Origin of the sequence: Neobacillus sp. OS1-2, from assembly GCF_030915505.1 — a bacterium.
Taxonomy (GTDB): Bacteria; Bacillota; Bacilli; order Bacillales; family Cytobacillaceae; genus Neobacillus.
In genome coordinates, this window is record NZ_CP133265.1 from 4,510,488 (window position 1) to 4,533,823 (window position 23,336).

Genomic DNA, 23,336 nt, shown 5'->3' on the forward strand with positions numbered 1-23,336 from the left:
ATGCTTATGCGTCAAAACGGGAGGTGATCATTTTCTTTCTGGTGTAGAAGTTTAGTCCGTCTTTGCCGTTGACGTGGAGGTCTCCGTAGAAGGAGTCTTTCCAGCCTGAGAACGGGAAGAAGGCCATGGTTGCCGGTACGCCGACGTTAATCCCAAGCATGCCTGCATCTGCTTCTTCACGGAATTGGCGGGCGGCTTTCGCATCGTTCGTATAAATGGTTGCTCCGTTGCCAAACCTTGATTTACGGATATAGTCCAACCCTTCATCTAAGTCCTTGGCACGAAGCAGACTTAATACCGGAGCAAAGATCTCCTCCTTGGCAATGGTCATATCAGCAGTCACATGATCAAAAATCGTTGGGCCTAAGAAATTCCCTTCTGTAAGTTCAGCCATCTCCCGGCGTCCATCCCGAATTAAATCAGCCCCTTCTGCAATCCCCTTTTCAATGTAGCCAAGTGCTCTATCACGGTGTTCTTTGCGAATAACGGGTGTCAATAACACCTCATCATCCATTCCATTCCCGACAATAAGGTTATCGGATGCTTTCTTAAGCGCTGCAACAAATGGTTCATTATCACCGACAACTACTACGGCACTGCAAGCCATACAGCGCTGCCCCGCGCTTCCAAACGTGGAACTAAGAACATGCTGAACCGCTTTATCCAAATCGGCGTCAGGCATGACAATATGATGGTTTTTTGCACCTGAAAGGGCTTGAACCCGTTTTCCTCCCGCTGCAGCCCGCTCATAAACATATTTAGCAACTGGCTGAGAACCTACAAACGAAATTGCCGCGATGTCATTGTGCTCCAATAATCCATTTACGACATCGTGGGCACCGTGGACGACATTTAATACCCCTTTTGGTGCACCTGCTTCTAAGAATAATTCAGCTAATCTGTTAGCCAATATTGGCGTCCGTTCAGAAGGCTTTAATACAAACGTGTTTCCACAGGCAACAGCGAGCGGGAACATCCATAACGGCACCATCATCGGAAAATTGAATGGAGTAATCCCACCGACAACGCCCAATGGATATCGAAACATTTCAGAGTCGATATTTTCGGCAATTCCCGATAACGTTTCACCCATCATTAAGGTTGGTGCACCGGAGGCAAATTCGACACACTCAATTCCACGCTGCACTTCCCCATATGCTTCCTTGTAGGCTTTGCCATTTTCCTGAACAATGAGCTTGGCCAATTCTTCATGGTTTTCGGTTAACAGGTAATGATATTTAAAGAGAATCCTTGCACGTTTGGGAACCGGGACGTTTTTCCACTTTTTAAATGCTTCCTTTGCCGCTGATACAGCTAGATCGACATCTTCTTTGGATGAAACTGGAACCTTTGTAATCACTTCATTAGTGGCCGGATTGGGGACGTCCAGTGTTTGCCCACTACCCGAATTCACCCATTCCCCATTAATAAAATTTTTCAACACGGCCGTTTCCTTTTTGGTCACACTCATGCAAAAACCCCCTAGTTTTTTAAGTTTGGATTAGCACTAAAAAAATCCTTATAACCCCATTATCTCTCATCTCTAAAACGCTTTCATTAGACAAAATGTTAAATAACTAGTAGCAATTCTGCGACATTCTGAACATTCATTTTACATATAGTCATTTTACTAGAATCAAAATCTTACTTGGCTTCGAAGACGTTATTTGGCTTAGCTGTTGCTAAATAATCATGTACAAGTAACATAAATTCAATTGCTACCCGTTTCTCATGTCCCATAAAGTCTTCACCCAATAGATTTTCAAGCTTTTGCAGGCGATGGTACAGAGTTTGCCTAACAATAAATAACTTATTGGACGTTTCCTGTTTTGAACCGTTACATTCTAAATAAGCCTTTAAAGTCTCTAGGAGTTTTCCGTTGTATTTTTTATCATATTGAATAACTGGATGTAGATATTCTGATGCGAGCTCCTGTAGATCAGTATGTTTACTCATTTGAGAAATAAGTCGATATAAATGCAAATCCTCGTAAAAATAATAAATTTGTTTATTCGTCATTTTTTGTTGAATTCTTAAGGTCTCTTTCGCTGTCTGATAACTCTTATGTACGTCACTAATGGAAGGAATTAATTTCCCAGCTGCAATCATAAATTTCCCTGCAGTTTGTTTCCGGATAAACTCTGAGTCTTGGATGGATTCAATGGCTTTTTTTATTCGTTCCTTTACATTCTTTTTGGCACGATTATTCAGAAGAATAAAGATCATTTCCCTACTTTTTTCAACGAAAAAGACAGCGAAACCATTCTGTTCGAAGACAGATCGAAATAATAATTTCATGTAGGTCCCATCTTGACTTCCTTTATCGCTCATTGGGATTTGTTTGGTGATCAAAACGACAGCTTCATTCGTTTTTGCCTTCAATCCATTCTCTGTCAAGTATTCATGAATGTTCTCAACGGAATGTTCACCGTCCAGCCAGCCATGAAGCCATTCAAATTCTTCCACACGCTTTTTTTCCTCGACATACAAATCTCGTAATAAATGCTGAGCTAGGGCGGTCGCTGTCCGGTCTAAAATCAATAATTCAAATTCACTTATTGGAATTTCCTTTGAATAGATGAACAATTCGGCATACTCCTGTCCGAACAAAAAGATGGGAGTTGAAGCAATATGATCATAGGCCTGGGTCTTTGCCTCCTCAAGTTGGTGGATAATAGAGTCTTGTTCAGGAAAGCTAATTTCCGGGACAAATTCATACTCCTGGTTTTTCTGTCGAAAAATGATTTGGACGTCCAATGCAGAAAAGATAAACTGGAGGATATCTTCATACGTTTCAATCGTTAACAGCCGTTTATTTAAGCTCTGTGAATAATTTTCCAAATCAGAAATTTTCTGATATTGCTGATTAATGATGACCGAATGGATATCTTGTGTGATTTCAACAAACGGCACTTCATTTTGAAAAATAATGATCGGGAATTGATGCGCGTTGGCGATTTCAATTACCTCATCGGGAACATCAGCTAGGTATGTTCCCAATTCAAGACATAATCCAGCTGCGTTGTTTTCGATAAATTCCTTTACCATAGAAACAAATAACTTCATATTATCCTTCCAGGCAACTCCGGTTGATAATATGAGCTCATTTCCATTTAATAGATTTCGTATACTCGTAACCTCGACCACATGAACCCATTTGACGTTACGCTGAATGCCTCCATTTCCCGCAATTACCATTGCTTGTTCAAAGTGTTTCCGTTTAATAATATCTGCCACCGTTAATTGAAAATGTTCCTTCATATGTTTGGTTCTCCCCTGAATTTTAGGTTAGAAAAGGATTGGCCCATAAACCAATCCTTTAACCAAGATATCACTTAACTGTTTGCCTGTTTCTGATTAATTAATAGATGCGAAAAATACTTCCGGCCATTAGCTGTTCCAATCAGAAGTGTTTCGGTTACATTTCCATTTGGATGTAAAAAATCAACGGAAGCCCCATTCAAATGTTCTCTTACCCCGCTAATACGGCAGCCTTTTTGAAGGAGAAAATCAATTTTGTCTCGTTCATCGAGATATTGTTGGTAATCTGACATTCTATCACACACCTATTCTAATTAATTATAAATCCACATTTGTTGGGATTTCTCCGGCAATAGGCTCATATGCATGATCTTCAATAACCCAATCACGGCCAACCGAAATGCCTAAATATTTTTCATCACTTGGGTCCTCAATCTCTGCTTGAAGATACTTATTGAACCACCAGTATTTTCCTAGGACATAATAAATTCCTGCACCAACGACGAAACCTACTAAAAATCCATATTCCGGAACAAAATAGGAAGCAACTCCCCCGATGATCCAGGCAATAAACCCGGCCACATTCACGCCGCCAAGGTATTTATACTGTCCATGATCCTCGTATAATTCAGGAACATTCACGCGCCGCTTACGAATCAAATAATAATCGGCAAACAGAATACCGACAATTGCTGATAATATCCCACCAACAAAAAGCAAAATGGGAATAATAACATCAAATAATGTCCATGGCTGAACGACCGTTCCAACAATACCGGCTGTAATAACACCGGCCCAAAACGGGAACTTAGGACCTCCTACGTTTGAGAAAATGGTCGCAGCAGGGACAACATTGGCCGCCGTATTGGTTGACCATTGGGCTAAAACAATCATGAGCAATAGAATGGCCAGGATAAAACCACCAGCGGACTCTTGAAGGGCAACAACAGGATCGTAATTTAAGACGGCAATATAGGCCACAGCACCAATAATGATCATAAAGGTTTGGGTTAATGGCATCGCAATCATGTTCCCAATCAATGAACTCTTATTCCGTTTGAACCAGTTCTTTTCATTTGCCGGTGCCTTAATAAACCGGGAGATCGTTGGAATATCGGCACTTAATGTTGCCCAAAAGCCCATATTACTGAAAATGACGACTAAAAACGCAGTAAAGGCAGCACCTCCGGTAACTGGGGATTCCGCCCAGCTCCATATGTCTCTTCCGGCTTCTGCAGCTTGATCTGATAATGACGAATACATCCATAACGAGATTAAGATAATAACAGGTGCAGCCAGATCAGCAAAACGTTCAATGGATTTAATCCCTAAAGCGGTGTTAATCAACTGAACCACCGCAAAAATGAGAAAGCAGACAAACCAATTATCAAAGCCAAATAAAATATTTAAGATGCCGTTCATTGCTGTTGCCCCGAAATAAGTATTAATACCGAACCACATCGATGCGGTCACACCGCGGGTAATCGAGGGAATATGGGTACCAATTGTTCCAAAGGGAGCTCTCATGTAAACCGGAAAGGACAATCCATGCTCAATCCCAATGTCAGCAATTAAGGAGATGAAAAACCCAATTGCAAGGCTTCCAATGATTGTTGCCAGAATAACCCAGGGCAGGGATAATGACATAACCCCTGAACCCCCGATGGCAAATGCAGCTAGAACCACGCACATTCCTACCCACATAAAGGAAAAACCTAATTTAGTAATTTTTCGATCCTTTTGATGAATTGGCAATAAATCAGGTGATTTTAAATGGCTATTTTTCATATGAACACTCCATTTCGGTTAAATTAACAAGAATTTTACATTCCAAAATTCAAAACCGACATCAACATTTCAATTTAAAAAACGGCAATTGCCTAAATGGGTCCGAACAATTGCAGGAGTAGTTCAAATGATGCTGGATCAAAGCTAAGAAAATTAGTTAAATGGATAGTGTTTCGCCTTGTACTAATGGCGTGTTACTGCGATATTTTGCCCGCTTCAAATAGTGACCGGATCCTGGTTTCCCTACAAACTGTTTATCGCGGACAACATATTCCCCGCGCACGAAAACAGAAACAGGTTCACCTGTCACTTTCATCCCTTCAAAAGCGTTGTAATCAACGGCCATATGATGGGTCTCTGCCGAAATCACTCGTTCCATATTTGGGTCGAAAATGACAAGATCAGCATCAGCACCAATGGCAATTGTTCCTTTATTCGGAAATAAGCCAAACAACTTAGCTGCACGTGTAGAAGTTAGGTCCACAAATTGATTAAGACTAATCCGTCCTTTTTTCACCCCTTCAGAGAACAATATCGAGAATCGATCCTCAATAATCGGACCACCATTCGGAATTTTTGTAAAATCATCCCGGCCCAAATCCTTTTGCCCTTTAAAATCAAATGAACATTGATCGGAGCCGAGGGTCTGTAGCTGCCCGCTCTTTAACGCGTTCCAAAGAACTTCCTGATTCCACTTTTCACGTAATGGTGGTGACCAGACGTATTTGGCACCTTCAAAATTCTCTTTTTCTAAATAACTTTGGTCAAGGACTAAATATTGCGGACATGTTTCACCCCATACATCAAAGCCTTTACTGCGTGCCTCGGTGATTTTTTCCACCGCATCGGCACAGGAAACGTGGACAACATATAACTGGGAATTTGCCAGCCCGGTAAGCTTTGCCGCGCGGCCTGTCGCTTCGCCTTCTAATTCAGGCGGTCTAGTTAGCGCATGGTAAATGGGTTCAGTTTTCCCTTCTTCAAGGGCCTTTTTCGTTAAATAATCAATGACATCCCCGTTTTCCGCGTGAACCATGACTAATGCGCCATGTTCTTTGGCAGAAATGAGAGTACGGAATAACGTTTCATCATCTGCTTGGAAGACATTTTTATAGGCCATAAATACTTTGAATGAGGTAATGCCTTCTTCATTAATTACCTGTGGAAGTTCATTCAGAACATCCTCATTGATTTCCGAAATCATTAAGTGGAAGCCGTAATCAATGACCGCCTTTTCCTTCGATTTGTCATGCCAGATTTGAATCGCATTTTTAAGCGGCTCCCCTTTATTGGTTAAACAGAAGTCAATGACCGTAGTTGTGCCGCCAAAGGCAGCAGCAATGGTCCCCGATTCAAAATCATCCTTTGTTACCGTTCCGCCAAATGGCATGTCTAAGTGGGTATGAGGGTCAATTCCCCCTGGAAAAACAAGACAGCCTTTCGCATCTATGACCTCTGCTCCAAGAGCTGATAGATTCGCACCAATTTGCGTTATTTTTCCGTCTTCAATTAATATTTCTGCCTGATACGTGTCCGAAGCGGTGACGATTGTACCGTTTTTAATAATCTTTTTCATCATTGTGTTCCTCCAATTCTACTACATTTATTTGGTAACATCTGCTTTGCATTCTACTGCTACACTTAAAGCGGCTTGCCGCTCATTCCACGTCATTGGCGCAAGCTCCCTGGCTGCTTCTACCATGTCAATCGCCCCGTCAACCGGGCAAACAATCGAACATAAATTACAGCCGACGCAATCTTCTTCCCGCACCTTTAGATAGCTTTTTCCATTAGCATCTGTCAGCATATCAATACATTGATGGGATGTGTCCTCACAGGCAATATGACATTTATTGCAGTTGATACATACATCGGGATTGATTTTGGCGACGATATTGTAATTCAAATCCAAGTTACCCCAATCCGAGTACCTCGGAACAGATTTTCCGATAATTTCTGAAACAGAGGCAATTCCTTTTTGATCCAGATAATTACTTAGCCCCTCAATCATATCCTCGACAATCCGGAAACCATGGTGCATGGCGGCAGTACAGATCTGAACACCCGTCGCGCCCATCAACATAAATTCGACGGCATCCTGCCAATTAGAAATACCACCAATACCAGAAATCGGCACATTAATATGCGGATGTCTTGCACACTCTGCGACCATATTTAGGGCAATCGGTTTAACCGCTGGACCACAATAACCACCATGTGCCCCTTTTCCGGCCACATGCGGAATGGTATTCCACGAATCAAGATCCACTCCCATTAAGCTATTAATTGTATTAATCATACTAATTGCATCCGCCCCGCCATTACAAGCTGCTTCGGCAGTTGCAGTAATATCTGTTATATTCGGCGTTAGTTTAACAATCACAGGTGTCTTTGCGACTTCTTTTACCCAGTATGTTTGACGCTCAACCAGGGCTGGCACCTGCCCGGAAGCAGCCCCCATACCCCTCTCCGCCATTCCGTGGGGACAGCCAAAGTTCAACTCAAGTCCGTCAACCCCGACATCCTCCACTCGTTTGACAATTTCATGCCACTTTTCCTGCTTAGGCTCGACCATTAACGAGGCAATAATTGCGTGGTTCGGAAATCGCTTTTTTGTTTCATAGATTTCCTTTAAATTTACTTCCAACGGACGGTCGGTAATGAGCTCAATATTATTAAAACCAGCAACCCTTTGTCCGTTAAAACTAATCGCAGCAAATCGGGAAGATACGTTCAAGATTGGATCGCCCAATGTCTTCCAAACTGCTCCGCCCCAGCCGGCTTCAAAGGCCCGTTGAACTTGATAGCCCGAATTTGTAGGTGGTGCAGATGCCAGCCAGAATGGATTAGGAGATTTAATTCCCGCAAGATTAATACGTAAATCAGCCATCTTTTTTCCCCCTTTGTCATTCACAGATTAATAGAGTTAATTTGCTGCCCCGACTGCCGAATAGTGCTTATGAATTGCATAGGCCACATCTTTACCTTGCTGGGCAGCGGTTACAACCATTGCGTCTCCTTTTCCCTTTCCAAAAACCACATCACCACAAGCAAATATTTTGGGATTGGAGGTTTGAAGCGTTCCTTGTTCGACTTTAACGACACCGCCTTCATGCTGAAGACCAAACGCCTCAATTAGCGCAAGGTGCCTTGTTTGGCCAATTGCTTTAACTACCGCATCAACAGGAAGCACATATTCAGAACCTTCAACTGCAACAGGTCTCCGTCTGCCATCCTTTTCAGGCTCACCGAGTTGCATTTTGATACACTCTATCCCCGTTACTTGTCCGGTTTCATCACCGACAATCCTTTTCGGGGCCGTTAACCAGCGGAATTCAACCCCATCCTGTTTCGCGAATTCATATTCAAAATCATAGGCGGTCATTTCTTCTTCCGTTCTCCGATATAAAATCTTGACGTTATCTGCTCCTAAGCGCACCGAACAGGTCGCCCCGTCAATAGCGGTATTTCCGGCACCAATGACAACTACCCGTTTGCCGACAAAGTCCTTTGATAACTGACCACTTTTTGTTGCCTTCACGAATTCAATCGCATCATAGACTCCTTCTAAGTTTTCACCTTCAATGCCGAGGCTCGGAACATGCGCCATACCGACCGCTAAGACAACATTATCGAAATTGCCCATTATTTCTTCAACAGAGATATCTCTTCCAACGACGGTATTCGTTCTAATATTTACATTCAATTTTTCAACCTGTTCGACTTCCCAGAAGGATATTGACTGAGGAAGCCTAAAAGATACAATCCCATACGTATTTAAGCCCCCAGCTTTCTCAGAAGCCTCAAAAACGGTCACATCGTAGCCCAATCTTGCCAGTTCCCTTGCGGCAGATAATCCCGCAGGGCCACCGCCAATCACGGCAACAGTTTTTCCATTTGATTCTCCCGGTTGAAAAAGAGTTTGTTCATTTTTTATCGCCCAATCAGTGGCGTATCGCTGCAAATTGCCAATCATAATCGGTTTAGTAGAATGGTTGAGGACACAAGCTCCTTCACAGAGCTCCTCTGTTGGACAAACCCGCGCACAGCTGGCGCCAACAGGATTGGAGGACATAATCGTTTTAGCAGAGCCTAATAGATTTCCTGAGGCAATTTTTTTAATAAAGGTTGGAATATCGATTCCAGTGGGACAAGCCTTAATACAAGGGGCATCATAGCAATAGAGGCATCGGTTCGATTCTTCAACAGCTTCTTGGTTAGTTAGCCCCCGCTCCACTTCTAAAAAATTCCTTTCAAGTTCGGTTATGGAAATACGCTGCATTTTTTCATTCGCCAAAGAGAAGCCCTCCTTCAATTATGAATGGTTTATAATTCTTAAAACAGAATGAAAGCGCTTAACAAAATAGATTTATAGATTGAGCTTTACATTACCACCTGCCTCCTATTTGGCATTTTTGCAGAAAATTCGTGCACTTAACTTCCATTTTACAGACAGTATATGGGCAATACACCTAACAACCTGTAAAATGATACACGCTTTTCATTAACCACTATGTAAAAAACATTTTCTTGGAGTTGTTCCCTTTCTCTTGTACACTTTTCTGAATTCTCCCTCAATTTATCACAACCAAAATGAAAAACTTGTAAAAAAAACTCGATTAAATAATTTTTTTACATGATTCCTTTTCCTTGGAAAAAATAAAAACCTACTCAGCCACATCTGCTGGTAGGTTTTTACTTTTTTAACTATTTATCCCTTTAACTGCATCGACCAGTTTAAACAGGAAATGGTAAATTAACTGAAAAGCCTCATTCATTGTCATGTCTTCATTAAATCCTTCAACATAATTTAAAGCAAAATTCAAATTCCAAAGACCATCCTCATGACTGAAGATTAAATCGAATTTCGCTTCATCACCATGGAGATTGGCATTTAGCTGTTCTTTTATAACCATTTCGAATTTCTTCTGCAGCTTTAACCCTAACATCACATCATATGTACCAAATACATCATCCGCCTCCATTGAAAGGGAGTCCACATTCACCAAGTCAAACCATTTTGATTCTAAATAGACAAATTCATTTTTATGCTTTTTCAGGTAGTTAAGTGATTCGGTCAAAAATGCTGATGTTTCATTCTTGATCATATTTTCTGTTTCTTTGTCACAACGTTCAATATAAGCGTCAGCAAATCGAGTTGAGTCATCTTTTTCTGCATATTGTTGGTCTTTTAACATCTTAAATCCTCCTAATGTTCCTTCCTTCATTATAATGAGTTTTTTTTCGTAAAAAAGCAAATGATACCCATACTAAAAAAATAGAGATGACTACAATGTCACCTCTATCCCTTACATTAACTTTCCGCAAATGTTGCCGCTATATTTTTTTCAGCTGGCTTTAATTCACTCGGATCTTCTGCTTGTTTCGCCCGTTTAATAAAGAAGGAAAGAATCAACGCTAATGCCGCAATACCAACGGTTACTAAGAATGCATCGTTAATCCCTTCTAACATCGCCTTCATCATCACTTGCTGCTTTAATTCTGCAAGTACCTCAGGTGTTGGCTGCTTCGTCAAATGGGCCATGGCAGCTGCACCAATTTCCTTTGCATGTGTTTCAGTACGGTTTGACATTACTGTAACTAAAAGTGCAGTTCCAATAGCGCCGGAAACCTGCGACATGGTGCTATTCATCGCAGTACCGTGAGGATAAAAACGTGCTGGTAACTGGTTTAGACCATTAGTTGAAACCGGCATGTTGACCATTGACATACCCGCCATCCGTACGGTGTATAAAATAATTAAGTGTGTATAGGTTGTTTCTAATGTTAGTTTACTAAAATAGTAGCTCGTTACCGCCGTAATCGTTAAACCAATGATTGCTAATATACGACCGCCAAACTTATCAAATAATTTTCCCGTAATCGGCATCAAGATTGCCATTAAAATGGCCCCAGGCAGCATCATTAAGCCCGCATCCAGCGGTGAAATTCCGCGAATCGTTTGAACATAGATCGGTGTTAACAGCATTCCGGAAAACATCGCCATCGTCACCACCATCGAAATAACGGAGGATAAGGCATACATCGGATATTTATAGATCTTGAAATTTAACAACGGTCTTTCTTGCTTTAATTGACGCATAATAAACACAACTAGTGAAATAACGCCAATTGCAAGTGTTCCATATACTTCAGGACTATCCCAGCCCTTTTTACCTGCGGAACTAAACCCATAAAGGATTCCACCAAATCCGATGCTTGAAAGCACTAGTGATAAAAAATCAAGATGAATAGTGACTTTTTCCTTTTTATCCTTCAATAAGAAAAAGCCAATTAACAGCACAACAATCGCAATAGGTGTTACAAAATGGAATAGCATTCTCCAATCATAATGTTCAATTAACCAGCCTGATAACGTCGGACCAATTGCCGGAGCAAACATGAGAACCAAACCGAATACGCCCATTGCGGCTCCCCTCTTCTCCACCGGGAAACTGACTAACATCACGTTCATCAATAGCGGCATTAAGATGGCTGATCCCGCTCCTTGTATCATCCGTCCGGTTAACAGAATTGGAAACACATGAGCAAACCCAGCAAGAATCGTTCCAATTGTAAATAATCCCATTGAAACTAAAAATAATCTTCTCACCGTATATTTTTGAATTAAATAAGCCGAAGCTGGAATGAGGATTCCGTTTACTAACATAAACCCAGTCGCAAGCCATTGAACGGTCGATGCTTCAACTTCCAAGTCCTTCATAATCGACGGTAAGGCAATGTTTAATAATGTGTTGTTTAACATAGCAATAAAGGCGCCAATCATTAGAACCGCAAGAATTCCATATGGCGGACGATTAGTCTGTTTTATCGTTTGATCCATTACATTTCCCCCTCTTAAACTGATAGTCCATTTTTTTATACCTCTATTTCATCATTACATAATAATATACTGTCAGTTTAGTTTTGGCAATCAAAAAAATCTACAAATTTATGGGTTTGTCATGCAGGCTTATATAAGGTAGTATATTTTATACAAGGGGTACAAAATAATGGTAAGGTGACTCTATGTATAATCGCAAACAGAACGTTATTAAAATGGCACATCAACTATTTATCGAAAAAGGCTATCAAGCTACATCCATTCAGGACATTTTAGACTACAGCGGTATTTCTAAAGGAACATTTTATAATTATTTTTCATCGAAAACCGAGTTATTAATTGGTATTTATAAATCTGTTTATAAGAAGCTGAATCAAGAACGAAATGATTTATTGATTGGTCAAGACCCGGCCAATCTTGAAATTTTTATTAAACAACTTGAAATGCAAATGGTGACAAATAGAAAATACAAGCTTATTGCCATTTACGAAGAAGTCATGGCTTCAAATGATACGGAACTTAGGCAATTTATTCAACGTAGCCGGTTGAATTCACTTAGATGGCTATATCTGAGGTTCATAGATATTTTTGGTGAAGACAAAAAGCCATTTCTGTTGGACTGTGCTGTTATGTTCCAGGGATTCTTGCAGTATAATGTTCAATATAACCGCCAAGCGCATAAAACAGGTGAAAAAATTGGCCCCGTGGTTCGGTATTGTGTCGCTCGATTAGTAAAAATGGTAGAAGAAGTGTCCGAATCCGGTGATCAGTTGCTTGAACCAGCACTTTTGGAAAAGTGGCTGCCAACTAATTCAAACAACAATCATGGATTTAAAGAGAAACTTCTTCATCTATCTGGAACGCTAAGAAAATTGATTTCAAAGAATATCCCTACACATGATGAACAGGAGAAATATCTGGAGCTGTTAGAATTTATCCAGGATGAATTACTACACTCCAATACCCCCCGTAAATTCATAATTGGAAGCGTTATAACTTCGATGAAAGATCATTCCTACTGCAAAAAGGAACTTCAACAGTTAGAAGCGCTGGTCGATGAATATTTCAGACAAGTAGATGAGGCAGAAAAAACCCCTAATCACATAGATTAAGGGTTTTTGGTGCTAGTTGTGGTTATTCATTTTTCAAAAATGTGCTTGGCATGACGACTGCAACCACTTCACCGCGTGCACACAACACTTCATTCGCAAACACCTCTGTTACTACATTAAATTTTTTCGGATGGATTTCCTGGACCGTTCCGACTGCCTTTAAGGGTACTCCATGTGGGGTCGGCTTCAAAAAGTTCACATTTAAGGATGCCGTTACAAAGCGGGGCGGCTCTGCCCCATCACCTGGTTCATGACCATTTTTCCGATGAAGAAATAGCGATGCGGAGCCAGTCCCGTGGCAATCAATGAACGAGGCAACAAGCCCGCCATAGACGAAGCCCGGCAATGCTAAATGTTCAGGATCTGGTGAATAAATCGACAGCGTTTGTTCACCATACCATCCTGTTCGAAAATGATGTCCCGCTTCATTTAATCGGCCACAGCCGTAACACCAAGCAAAATCATCAGGATATTCATCTTGAATCGCTTTTACTACTGTTTCTTCCATACTCTCTCCCCCTTTTTCAGAAAAGTATAACATATTTAATAACATATGATAAAATTTAGTAACACGAAAATTTTCAAGGGGGAACATGTGATGAAAAAAACGGTTGAACAACGTCTTACTCGTTCAGAGGTTCCTGAAGAGCAAACCTGGAATTTGAAAGATTTATTCTCTTCTGAGGAAGCATGGGAAACAGAATGTGAAGTGATGGAGAATCAAATCTTGGAGTTTAACAAATTTAAAGGGACATTACATACTAGTGCAAAGGCATTACTAGAATGTTTGTCTGCTCAGGAGCAGCATTCAATGCGAATGGTTATGGCATCGACATTTGCCAATTTAAAACAATCAGCCGATAGCACAGATCCGATAAATCAGGCGAATTCAGCGAAATTCTCCGCCCTACGGACAAAAAGTTTTGCTGCCTTATCTTTTATCAATTCGGAAATCTTAGCACTTGAAGAAGCTACACTTGAAAAATATCTAAGAGAAGAACCTAAGCTTGGGGCTTTCAAGAAAAGTTTAGGAGAGCTACTAGAAACGAAAAAACATAAATTATTACCTGAAACGGAAGAAGCACTGGCAGCGCTCGGCGATTTACAAGGCGCCCCCTATCAGATCTATCAGATGAGCAAGTTGGCCGATATGGCGTTTGCACCTATTCAAGATGCCAACGGAAACGAATTACCTGTTTCGTTTGCTTTATTTGAAAATCGGTATGAATTTTCAGCAGATACAGCGGTCCGGCGAAAGGCTTACGACTCCTTTGTTTCATCGCTTAATCGGTATAAAAATACAATGGCAGCAGCGTATGCTGCAGAGGTAAATAAACAAGTTACACTTGCACGCTTACGTAAGTATGAGTCGGTCACCCATATGCTGCTTGAACCACAACAGGTTACATTAGACATGTATAACAATCAAATCGATATTATTTTTACAGAATTAGCACCACATATGCGGCGCTTTGCCCAATTAAAGCAACAGGTTTTAGGATTAGATCAAATGCTTTTCTGTGATTTGAAGGCACCAATGGATCCGGATTTCAATCCGGAAACAACCTATGAAGAAGCAAGCCAGATCATCTTGGAATCCTTAAAAGTAATGGGCCCTGAATACTGTGAAATTATCGAACGCGGCTTTCGTGAGCGCTGGGTTGATCGGGCAGATAACGTGGGCAAATCAACAGGCGCTTTCTGTTCCAGCCCTTATGGTGCTCATCCGTACATCCTTATTAGCTGGCAGGATAACATGCGCGGCTGCTTCACTTTGGCCCATGAATTTGGGCATGCGGGGCATTTCTTTTTAGCGAATAAAAACCAACGGATTATGAATGTCCGTCCCTCCATGTATTTTGTTGAAGCACCGTCAACGATGAATGAAATGTTGTTAGGCCAGCACTTGCTTGCTAAAAATGAGGATACGCAAATGCGCCGATGGGTTATCCTTCAGCTGCTCGGTACCTATTATCATAATTTCGTGACCCATTTACTTGAAGCCGAATACCAACGCAGAGTCTATGCCCTCGCTGAGGAAGGCAAAGCCCTTACTGCCAAAACATTATCAGAAATGACTGGTGCTGTTCTTTCTGAATTCTGGGGAGACACCGTTGAAATCGATGAGGGTGCATGCCTAACGTGGATGCGTCAGCCCCACTATTACATGGGCCTATATCCATACACTTACTCTGCAGGATTAACAGCATCAACCGCTGTTGCCCAAATGATTCAAGAAGAGGGCCAGCCTGCCGTAGACAGATGGCTGGAAGTGCTCCGGGCCGGAGGCACCATGAAGCCACTTGAACTACTAAAACATGCAGGTATCGACATGTCCAAACCAGATCCAATCAAGAAGGCTGTCGCCTTCGTCGGTTCACTAATTGATGAATTAGAACGATCTTTTGAAGTTGGTGCCTGACACCCTTTTTCTTATTGCTGTATTGGAAATGATAAAAACGAGCTTTAGGAAACTCGCTAGGGCTCGTTTTTTTATTTTGAAACTTTTCTTTTGATATTTCGTATATTTATCATTAAGCACGGAACGTCAAGAAAAAAAGGAGATTTTTATGGGGAACATATTCATATTTACGCTGATAGTTGGAATGGCTTCTGCTCTCATTCTATTACCCATTTATAAAAATGGAAAGCAAAGTACAAAGGATAGTACACCGCTAAAGACTGGCGTCATCCTAGCGGTGGTTATCATTCTGATGGCTTGTGTCTTTGCCTTCTATTATTTTAGTAATTTTGATAGAAATTTCTCCACCCTTTGGCCGTTGGCCATCCTTCTTACCGCTACTGGAGCAATCCTATCAAAAGGGGCAGAAAGAAAGGCTAAGGCTCTATTATTCATTATTAGTCTCATCATCGGTGTGTATTTCCTTTCGGCCTTTATGTTTAATGCTGATGAAAAATATGAAATTGCCGAAATGAATCAAAAGGTAGAAATCAAGACCTTCGATGAAAAAGAAACACCCGCCAGCGTTCCGCCGCAATTTGCCCGGAACAAAATGAAAAAAGCATTCGGCCAAGTGCCGAACACAAGTTATTATGAACTTGGAAATTTACAAATTCAAAAGGTGGATGGTGATTATGTCTATATCGCCCCCGTTGAATTCTCAGGATTTTTCAAATGGTGGAAAGGTGATCAAACACAAGGTTATTTTTCCTTAAGCGCCACAGATTCATCTGCAAATCCTACATTCATCAAGTCGGAAATGGTGTACACCCCATCCTCCTTCTTTAATAAAAATGTTGAGCGCCATATTCGGATGAACTATTCAAAGAAGATTTTTTATGGGGATGTGCAGTTAGAAATAGATGACAAAGGAAAACCGTTTTATATTCGTTCCTACGGGAAATTTATTTCGGCACGTAATGGCTTTGATGTAGAAGGAATTGTAGTCGTTGATTCAAAGAGTGGCGAAACGAAAGAATATCCTTTATCAGAGGTTCCCGATTTTATTGACGGCGCCGTATCACCTGAGGTAGTAAGTCTGCAAAATAGCTATTTTGGGAACTTTATCCATGGATTTTGGAATAGTAAATTTGGAAAATCGGATGTAAAGCTTCCTTCAGATGAAGGTACCGAGGCAAATGTCAGCCCCATTTTTGATGAAAAGGGTGTGATGTATTACTTCACCGATTTCACCAGTCCAAAAGAGGGAGTAGACTCGATGCTTGGCTACTCTCTAACCAACTCAAGAACCGGGAAAGCGACCTACTATACAGGAAACCCGGATCAATCCTATATGGATTCACAAGGGGCTTTACAAATTATTGAAAAGAAATTTATTGAAAAGAAATGGCATGGCCAAATGCCAATCCTCTATAATTTTTACGGAGAGGCGAGCTGGCTAACACCTGTCCTTGATTCTAACGGCTTCTTGCAAAATTACTTTATCGTTTCGGCAGCAAATCCGGAAATTTCTGTATATGGCCTCACCCCAAATGAAGCCTTAAAACAATATAAGACCGCGTTGCAGCGTGGAAAAGGTACTGTGAACGGCAGCTCCAAAGCCGAAGAAAAACAACTCTCTGGTACAGTTCTTAGGGTCTATAAAGAAAAATCCGGAGATTTTACAGTTGTTTCTTTCCTATTAGATAACCATAAAAACTATCTGATATCATCGGAAAAAGCACCATTAGCCATCTACCTAAAAGAGGGTGATCACGTTTCGATGAGCTACCTAGAAACAGGAGAAGATTTCCTTCCTGTCAAAACACTTAAAATAGAAGGATTACAATAACGTTCGTCCGAATGTCATTCAGTTATTAGTAACATAAGGCGGAGCTAATCAGAAATGAGACAGTTCCGCCTATTTTTTTATTCTATTTTGCGTTGCTTATAGTTAATTTCCTTTTGCAATCAGACTTTGATACGTGGCAGAGGTTCTCACCTCGACTGTTAATTTCCCTTTGCCGTAAATCGTTTTAATGATAAAAGGCACACCGATTGTATTTTGAAAACGAAAGTCCGGACCGCCATATGACACAGTGGCATCCCGCCCTGCCGGAACATAGCCAACAGATAAGGAATGGTGATGTTTTTCAACATACCTTACTCCTACTTGATCAACTGCATTAAACAGCGTGGAGGAAGTTTGGCAAATCCCGCCGCCGATTCCATCGACCAATTGCTTATTTACAATCTCTTTTGCCGGTTGATACCCATGTTCAGTGTCACTTGGACCTACCGTTGTATTAAACGAAAAAATATCCTTTGTTCCAACAATGATTTGATCAATGGCCTTTGCAGATAGTTCAATATTTTTCGATCGCCCCACAACCCCGCTACTAAAATAGGTAGTGAAAGAGGCAAGCACCACTTCGCTTAAATGTGCAGCATCTTCAGGGTTATAGCCGCTGTCAGTTACTTCAAGTGGAAGCTCGACATCACCACCCTTACTAGATGCCGTCATTAATCTTTCCACTAATACGGCTTCATCTAAAATGATCTGTGGTTTTCCTTTAATAATTTGACCATTTTCATCCAATTTATCAAGCACCATTCGTTGGTCATATCCAGTTGCAGTTTCCGTTCCTCTCGCTAACTCCTTGGCCCACTTCTCCAATTCCTTTTTATAGTTCTCTGGATCTGTTTCAAATCCTAAATCAATTGGTAAAAAAGTCTTTAAAATCAGCTTCGTATCGGGATCAACAACATTTACTACAATCGGCTCTACTTTTTGCGGTTCTTTCGGTGGCTTTTGAATCGACTCTTTTTGTGGGTCTGTTATTTTTTCCTCCTGTGTTTTTTCTTTGGTTGTTTTTTCTGCACACCCCGAAAGCCCTATTAAACTGCCAATTACTAAAATTGTCATTACCCATTTCCGCATAGCCATTTCCTGCAACTTCTCCTCTTTTCCTAATCATTGTTGCCTATCCAACACAGTCTGAATAGTAAGTTGGATCTTCCATTCACACATTTTATTCCTTTTAACCTGTCTATATGTCCGGATGATGATCAAAACATTTTCTGAAACGGAGGGATTTGAAGGCATTTAAATAAAAAAACAGCGGTGAAGCCTAGGCTCCTCCACTGCTGCATATTACAACATTATCCCGCTTTTTCCATTGTCTTCTTCATGCTAGTCTTTGTATATGGTGATTTCTTCTCCCCAAATGCGTACCAATATGCCATAGCAATAAAGATCGTTCCGCCAATGGCATTTCCTAAAAAGACTGGGATAAAATTATGTAGATACTCAATCCAAGTAAAATGCCCAGCAAAAATGGACGCTGGGATCACAAACATATTTGCCACCACGTGTTGAAATCCAATAGCTACAAACGTCATGGTTGGAAACCAAATACCAGCAATTTTTCCAAACATATCTTCCGCCCCATAAGAAAGCCAAACTGCTGCAGCAACCAGCCAATTACAGCCAATTCCTGAAATAAAGGCTTGCAAAAAGGACGCTTCAAGCTTGTGATCTGCGATACTTATTGTTTTTGAGAGGTATGGCCCCACTTCGGTAAGTCCGCCAAGGTGGCCAAAAAAGTAGGCGACAAAGATAGCCCCAAGAAAATTACTGACCGTAACAAGAAACCAATTGAAAAAGACCTGACCGGTTGTAATCCGGTTAGCCATCCTTGCAAGCGGCACAGCCATCATATTCCCTGTAAGAAGTTCACCTCCGGCAAGTAAGGTAAGAATCAGGCCGATCGGAAACACAGACGCCCCAATCAAGCTACTTAACCCTTCCAAATTGGGTGAGAGGGTTGCGGTTACGCGGATACATACTAAGTATCCTAAAGCAATAAAGGCTCCCGCTTCAAAACCTAAGATCATCGTCTTCATCAGCGAATATTTCGTTTTCTTCACGCCATTTTCCACGGCTATTTCCAAAATTTTTTCCGGTTTACTGTACCCCATGATGTGCTCCTTTCAACAACAACGTTTTACTTTGTGAAGTTTTTAACATACTTCTATTTTATAACAACTTCTCCCACATTCCTGTGAACGTTTTATAACTATTAATAGTCCTTTACTGTGTTACCTTCGATATAATTTCGACATTTTTCTACATAATTGAAGAAGCTTAGCGGGTGATGAGACAAAGTATGTTATAATATAAATATTACACAGAAATAGTAAGAGTCATACGATCACTAATATGCGTAGCTTTTTTTAATTCCTTCTGGTTTCCCACTCACATTGACAATGCCCATTGAAGTATTTGCGATTGAAATATATTGAAGAAAAGGTGTTATAAATGGAAAATACAATTGAAACAGTTTACTGCCTAGAGAACCCTGAAAAAAATATTATTAAATTTGCAACTGGTACACAGCTGCGTTATGAGGATATTATAAAAGAGGTTTTCGGCGTGGCATGTATCAATGATTTACACATGATGCTACAGTATAACAAAAGTTTTCAGACAAGTATTTGTAATACCTACGGAATCAGCGAAAAGAAAATTACCCTAGATAAAATCATTCGCGTCGCTTCCAAAACAGATATGCTTCGATTAAGAACCCAATTGATTGAGGAGCAAAAAAATAGTCCAGACATTATGGAGCTGGAAACGGACACTCCCCTTCAACGGCCATTTGATTCCATCATCAAACTCCAAGAAGGGCTCTATCAATGGGACGACGCCAATTTCTCCTACAGCGCAGTTACTAATGGTGCCTGACACCCTTATTCCTATTATGATAGTGATAACCTTTTCCGCATAAAAAGGACTACCAACACATTTGCGTTGGTAGTCTTTTTGTATGTTCTATTGCACTTATTTACGCTTTTTCTTCTTATCTTTAGAAGTTGTTATTCTACCTAATAAATAGGCCCCTGCTGCTACCCCGAGTATGGTGTTTGTCTTTTTATTAAATACTTGTTTCGCAACAAGATTTAAGTTTTGTGGTCTTTCCGCCAGGCGTCTCATGAAATACCCATACCAATCATTTCCAAAGGGAACATACGTACAGAAGTTATAACCTTCGCTTGCCAATTTAAGCTGCAACTCTTTCCTAAAGCCATACAACATTTGGAACTCGTATTTATCTTTGGAAATATCGTTGCGTTTAACAAATTCTTTCACATGATTAATGATTCTGTGGTCATGTGTCGCAATCGAAGTAAATTTCCCGTTCAATAAATGCCATTCAATTAACTTTATATAATTGTTATCGATGTCCTTCTTGTCCTGGTATGCGATTTCTACTGACTCTTTATATGCACCTTTTACAAGACGAATTCGATAATTTTTATATCGTTCAACATATTCCAGTGCATTATGGAAATATGCTTGTATTACGGTACCTACATTTTCATACTCCAGCGAGAGGTCGTCCAATAAATTAAAGGTTAGTTCTAGATGTTTAAAGTCCTCCATATCAATATTGATAAACATATGATATTGGCTTGCTTTATCCACGATCTCTCGTACATTGTTCAAACAAAAAGTATAATCGATATCCAAGCCAACTTGGGTTGGCTTTAATGAAATATGTGCATCCACTTGGTTCTCATGGATTGCCTCAACGACCTGTAAAATTTGTTCCTTCGCTGCTGTTGCCTCTTCTTCTTTAAACACGAATTCTCCAAGGTTATCGACAGTACAAGAGATTCCATGCGCGTTTAGTTCCTTTATGCTTTTAATGACTTCCGGTATATTCATTCCAGCAACAACGCTTTGGGCCCCCATTTTTAACCCATATTTCTTTGCTGTACTGTTGAGAAATTGGTTTTGGGATAAACCCATAAAAATATCTTTCAACATTGCGATTTGCTCCTTGCTGTTGTTTTTTATTATCATTATAGCATACGCTTTCATTAATATTTATTTTGAGAATTTTCGGAAATAAATCAGTTACTCTGCCTTAATTCCCAGTTGTTTTTCTGGTTCATTTTGTTGGTATTACACCTATTTTATTATTTCCGGAATCATAATAAAGTAGGGAAACCTCTTTCGAGGCTTCCCCCTTATCAAACCGTACGTGCCCTATTAAGGCATACGGCTTACCAATGTGTTACAAATGGTCAATACGTTGCCAATCTTTGAGCATATTTCATTTTGCGGACACGGTCAGGAGTATAATACTCTTGACCCTTTTCTTTTGCCTTTAGGATTCGTCTTTCCTGTTCTTTCTTTTGCTTTTCTTTCATTCGAAGAATGTAACTTTCTAGAGAAAAGCCATATATCTTGTGGTAGTAATACCAGTATGAAGGGATAAGTCCAATAATAGCAAAGAACTCATTATTCCATTTTGTTTTCATCGCATGACCTTTTCTTTGGCTAGGGTGTTTGTGAATCATGGCTACTCTTAACCTTTGTCGAATATAGCCATCTATCGCAAGTAGTTCTTTCCCAAATGCTTTAAAGAAGCATGAACTGTTAAATCCGTGTTCTTCATTTGCCTTAATTGCTTTATAAATATTGAGAAAATAGTTTACTTTTCCTCGAATCACTGGGTTAACATACTCAATCCACTTTTCCTTACTCAGAGTGAGTGTTTTCTTCGTCTTGACTTTGATTTTCTGGCGAAAATCATTCCAAGTTGATTCTTTCGGTTTAGCTATATAGTATGGCTTACCATCCTTCTTGCGTTTTCTCCAGTGTTCGAAAGTGAATCCCATAAAGTCAAAGTCATCATCATCGAAGTTTACAAATTTTGTTTTCTCCGTTGCAAGTTCCAACCCAAGTTCGGCTAATTTCCTTTTCGTAATATCTGCCGCTCTCTTTATGTCTTCTTTGGTTTTTGCGAATAACAAAAAGTCATCGGCGAATCTTACAAAACGAATATTGTTTTCAGCCCAGATCCAATCAAGTTCATTTAAATATACGTTCGCTAGTAACGGAGAAATAACCCCTCCTTGCGGAGTGCCGGTATCTGTTGAGTGAAATTTACCTTCTTCCATATAACCAGCTTTTAGCCACAACCAAATCATATCTAACACTGTACCATCTGCGATGTATTTATTTAATACTCTCATCAGCTTCTTATGTGGGATATTATCGAAAAAGCCTTTAATATCTGCATCGAAGATGTAATTATATCCTTGTTCGATATTCGCCATGATTATTTGCAGGACACGTTCTGCACCAACATTTGGTCTGTATCCACATGACCATTTGTGAAAGATATCCCTTTCGAATTTCGGCTGAAGTACATTTACTATTGCCTGTTGGACAATTCTATCTTCAATATTCGGAATGCCTAAGGGTCGCTTTTTGCCATTTTTCTTAGGAATATAATGTCTTCTTACTGGTGACGGCTTATACTCTTTATTTCTCAGTCTCTGTAGAAGCGAGTCCAGATTTTCATCTAAGTGATATCTATAGCTGTCAATTGTTTCGCCATCAATACCACCTGACCCGTTGTTGGCTTCTACCTTTTCCCAAGCAGCTTTTAGCCTTCTGTCGAAAAGTATTTGTCCATAAATACTATGCCATTTGAATTTTAACGTATGATTCATTACATATTCCGCACCCTTCATTGTGTACATTCAGTTCGTTTATACCGAGGTATCGTTTTCTGTTAACATTACACATCTTTACAGATGTGGAGCCACAAGGTCGTTCCCCTTCCGTTCATGCATGGTTTAGTCCATACACTACTTCCGTACTATGAGAACGTCTGACTTCTCCATTCACATCTAGCATTTCGGATTACCCTTATAGGTAGATGTCCCTTTGGGTTGGAATGGAGACCTCACGGGGTCATCGCACCTTCCTTCTAAACATACCCAGCACCATCACTTGATAAATTGCCTCTATCCGGCTGATTCATTGGTATAGAGACCACTAATGTTATAGTGGGCTTCCCATTATATTCGCATAGTCGCCAACTTACCCTGCCGCCGTGCTTCACACTTA

18 protein-coding genes are annotated in these 23,336 nt (G+C 40.4%); 4 read left to right on the plus strand and 14 right to left on the minus strand.

Going from position 1 to position 23,336, the window contains the following annotated elements:
* Nucleotides 1–4 precede the first annotated feature (4 nt).
* From RCG19_RS22490 to RCG19_RS22530, 9 genes are all read right to left on the minus strand, one after another.
* Nucleotides 5–1,471 carry a CoA-acylating methylmalonate-semialdehyde dehydrogenase gene (locus RCG19_RS22490; protein WP_308109004.1) on the minus strand — a complete coding sequence of 489 codons (1,467 nt, stop codon included), beginning with the start codon at nt 1,469–1,471 and terminating at the stop codon, nt 5–7.
* A 173-nt stretch (nt 1,472–1,644) separates the two neighbouring features.
* On the minus strand, nt 1,645–3,261 hold the full coding sequence (locus RCG19_RS22495) for a PucR family transcriptional regulator (protein WP_308109005.1): 1,617 nt from the start codon (nt 3,259–3,261) through the stop codon (nt 1,645–1,647).
* Nucleotides 3,262–3,335: 74 nt separating this feature from the next.
* On the minus strand, nt 3,336–3,554 hold the full coding sequence (locus RCG19_RS22500) for a hypothetical protein (protein ID WP_166242618.1): 219 nt from the start codon (nt 3,552–3,554) through the stop codon (nt 3,336–3,338).
* A gap of 25 nt (nt 3,555–3,579) precedes the next feature.
* Nucleotides 3,580–5,049, minus strand: a complete 1,470-nt coding sequence (locus RCG19_RS22505; protein ID WP_308109006.1) for an NCS1 family transporter — start codon at nt 5,047–5,049, stop codon at nt 3,580–3,582.
* Between the two features lie 157 nt (nt 5,050–5,206).
* Complete coding sequence (hydA, locus tag RCG19_RS22510; protein WP_308111057.1) at nt 5,207–6,625, minus strand: dihydropyrimidinase; 1,419 nt, start codon at nt 6,623–6,625, stop codon at nt 5,207–5,209.
* Between the two features lie 27 nt (nt 6,626–6,652).
* Nucleotides 6,653–7,939, minus strand: coding sequence for an NAD-dependent dihydropyrimidine dehydrogenase subunit PreA (preA, locus tag RCG19_RS22515; RefSeq protein ID WP_308109007.1), 1,287 nt, complete (start codon nt 7,937–7,939; stop codon nt 6,653–6,655).
* A gap of 36 nt (nt 7,940–7,975) precedes the next feature.
* Nucleotides 7,976–9,331 carry an NAD(P)-dependent oxidoreductase gene (locus RCG19_RS22520; RefSeq protein WP_308111058.1) on the minus strand — a complete coding sequence of 452 codons (1,356 nt, stop codon included), beginning with the start codon at nt 9,329–9,331 and terminating at the stop codon, nt 7,976–7,978.
* A gap of 421 nt (nt 9,332–9,752) precedes the next feature.
* Nucleotides 9,753–10,247 carry a branched-chain amino acid aminotransferase gene (locus RCG19_RS22525; RefSeq protein ID WP_308109008.1) on the minus strand — a complete coding sequence of 165 codons (495 nt, stop codon included), beginning with the start codon at nt 10,245–10,247 and terminating at the stop codon, nt 9,753–9,755.
* 116 nt (nt 10,248–10,363) lie between these two features.
* Nucleotides 10,364–11,893 (minus strand): DHA2 family efflux MFS transporter permease subunit, encoded by a 1,530-nt coding sequence (locus RCG19_RS22530; RefSeq protein ID WP_308109009.1) that lies wholly within the window; start codon nt 11,891–11,893, stop codon nt 10,364–10,366.
* 185 nt (nt 11,894–12,078) lie between these two features.
* On the opposite strand from RCG19_RS22530, the gene RCG19_RS22535 reads away from it, so the two are divergent.
* A complete protein-coding gene (locus RCG19_RS22535) occupies nt 12,079–13,005 on the plus strand; it encodes a TetR/AcrR family transcriptional regulator (protein WP_308109010.1) in 927 nt (308 codons plus the stop codon).
* Between the two features lie 22 nt (nt 13,006–13,027).
* Here the strand turns inward: RCG19_RS22535 and RCG19_RS22540 are convergent, their stop codons facing one another.
* A complete protein-coding gene (locus RCG19_RS22540; RefSeq protein ID WP_308109011.1) occupies nt 13,028–13,513 on the minus strand; it encodes a PaaI family thioesterase in 486 nt (161 codons plus the stop codon).
* 90 nt (nt 13,514–13,603) lie between these two features.
* On the opposite strand from RCG19_RS22540, the gene pepF reads away from it, so the two are divergent.
* Together pepF and RCG19_RS22550 are read left to right on the plus strand one after the other, a co-directional pair.
* Nucleotides 13,604–15,427: an oligoendopeptidase F gene (pepF, locus tag RCG19_RS22545; protein ID WP_308109012.1), complete on the plus strand. Its 1,824-nt coding sequence runs from the start codon at nt 13,604–13,606 to the stop codon at nt 15,425–15,427.
* A gap of 148 nt (nt 15,428–15,575) precedes the next feature.
* Entirely contained in the window at nt 15,576–17,258 is a 1,683-nt protein-coding gene (locus RCG19_RS22550; RefSeq protein ID WP_308109013.1) for a hypothetical protein, read from the plus strand.
* Between the two features lie 102 nt (nt 17,259–17,360).
* On the opposite strand, the gene RCG19_RS22555 is transcribed toward RCG19_RS22550, so the two are convergent.
* Together RCG19_RS22555 and RCG19_RS22560 are read right to left on the minus strand one after the other, a co-directional pair.
* A complete protein-coding gene (locus RCG19_RS22555; RefSeq protein ID WP_308109014.1) occupies nt 17,361–18,353 on the minus strand; it encodes a VanW family protein in 993 nt (330 codons plus the stop codon).
* Between the two features lie 215 nt (nt 18,354–18,568).
* Nucleotides 18,569–19,387 (minus strand): formate/nitrite transporter family protein, encoded by an 819-nt coding sequence (locus RCG19_RS22560; protein ID WP_308109015.1) that lies wholly within the window; start codon nt 19,385–19,387, stop codon nt 18,569–18,571.
* 340 nt (nt 19,388–19,727) lie between these two features.
* Between RCG19_RS22560 and RCG19_RS22565 the strand changes: the two genes are divergently transcribed.
* Nucleotides 19,728–20,153, plus strand: coding sequence for a hypothetical protein (locus tag RCG19_RS22565; protein WP_308109016.1), 426 nt, complete (start codon nt 19,728–19,730; stop codon nt 20,151–20,153).
* Between the two features lie 96 nt (nt 20,154–20,249).
* Here the strand turns inward: RCG19_RS22565 and RCG19_RS22570 are convergent, their stop codons facing one another.
* Nucleotides 20,250–21,239 carry a proline dehydrogenase family protein gene (locus RCG19_RS22570; RefSeq protein ID WP_308109017.1) on the minus strand — a complete coding sequence of 330 codons (990 nt, stop codon included), beginning with the start codon at nt 21,237–21,239 and terminating at the stop codon, nt 20,250–20,252.
* A gap of 260 nt (nt 21,240–21,499) precedes the next feature.
* Nucleotides 21,500–22,936, minus strand: coding sequence for a group II intron reverse transcriptase/maturase (gene ltrA, locus RCG19_RS22575; RefSeq protein ID WP_308108194.1), 1,437 nt, complete (start codon nt 22,934–22,936; stop codon nt 21,500–21,502).
* Nucleotides 22,937–23,336 lie beyond the last annotated feature (400 nt).

Coding starts and splice junctions, on each gene's coding strand:
- RCG19_RS22490 (WP_308109004.1), bottom strand. CDS start 1,471: ATGAGTGTGACCAAAAAGGAAACGGCCGTGTTGAAAAATTTTATTAAT.
- RCG19_RS22495 (WP_308109005.1), bottom strand. CDS start 3,261: ATGAAGGAACATTTTCAATTAACGGTGGCAGATATTATTAAACGGAAA.
- RCG19_RS22500 (WP_166242618.1), bottom strand. CDS start 3,554: ATGTCAGATTACCAACAATATCTCGATGAACGAGACAAAATTGATTTT.
- RCG19_RS22505 (WP_308109006.1), bottom strand. CDS start 5,049: ATGAAAAATAGCCATTTAAAATCACCTGATTTATTGCCAATTCATCAA.
- hydA (WP_308111057.1), bottom strand. CDS start 6,625: ATGAAAAAGATTATTAAAAACGGTACAATCGTCACCGCTTCGGACACG.
- preA (WP_308109007.1), bottom strand. CDS start 7,939: ATGGCTGATTTACGTATTAATCTTGCGGGAATTAAATCTCCTAATCCA.
- RCG19_RS22520 (WP_308111058.1), bottom strand. CDS start 9,331: ATGCAGCGTATTTCCATAACCGAACTTGAAAGGAATTTTTTAGAAGTG.
- RCG19_RS22525 (WP_308109008.1), bottom strand. CDS start 10,247: ATGTTAAAAGACCAACAATATGCAGAAAAAGATGACTCAACTCGATTT.
- RCG19_RS22530 (WP_308109009.1), bottom strand. CDS start 11,893: ATGGATCAAACGATAAAACAGACTAATCGTCCGCCATATGGAATTCTT.
- RCG19_RS22535 (WP_308109010.1), top strand. CDS start 12,079: ATGTATAATCGCAAACAGAACGTTATTAAAATGGCACATCAACTATTT.
- RCG19_RS22540 (WP_308109011.1), bottom strand. CDS start 13,513: ATGGAAGAAACAGTAGTAAAAGCGATTCAAGATGAATATCCTGATGAT.
- pepF (WP_308109012.1), top strand. CDS start 13,604: ATGAAAAAAACGGTTGAACAACGTCTTACTCGTTCAGAGGTTCCTGAA.
- RCG19_RS22550 (WP_308109013.1), top strand. CDS start 15,576: ATGGGGAACATATTCATATTTACGCTGATAGTTGGAATGGCTTCTGCT.
- RCG19_RS22555 (WP_308109014.1), bottom strand. CDS start 18,353: ATGGCTATGCGGAAATGGGTAATGACAATTTTAGTAATTGGCAGTTTA.
- RCG19_RS22560 (WP_308109015.1), bottom strand. CDS start 19,387: ATGGGGTACAGTAAACCGGAAAAAATTTTGGAAATAGCCGTGGAAAAT.
- RCG19_RS22565 (WP_308109016.1), top strand. CDS start 19,728: ATGGAAAATACAATTGAAACAGTTTACTGCCTAGAGAACCCTGAAAAA.
- RCG19_RS22570 (WP_308109017.1), bottom strand. CDS start 21,239: ATGTTGAAAGATATTTTTATGGGTTTATCCCAAAACCAATTTCTCAAC.
- ltrA (WP_308108194.1), bottom strand. CDS start 22,936: ATGAATCATACGTTAAAATTCAAATGGCATAGTATTTATGGACAAATA.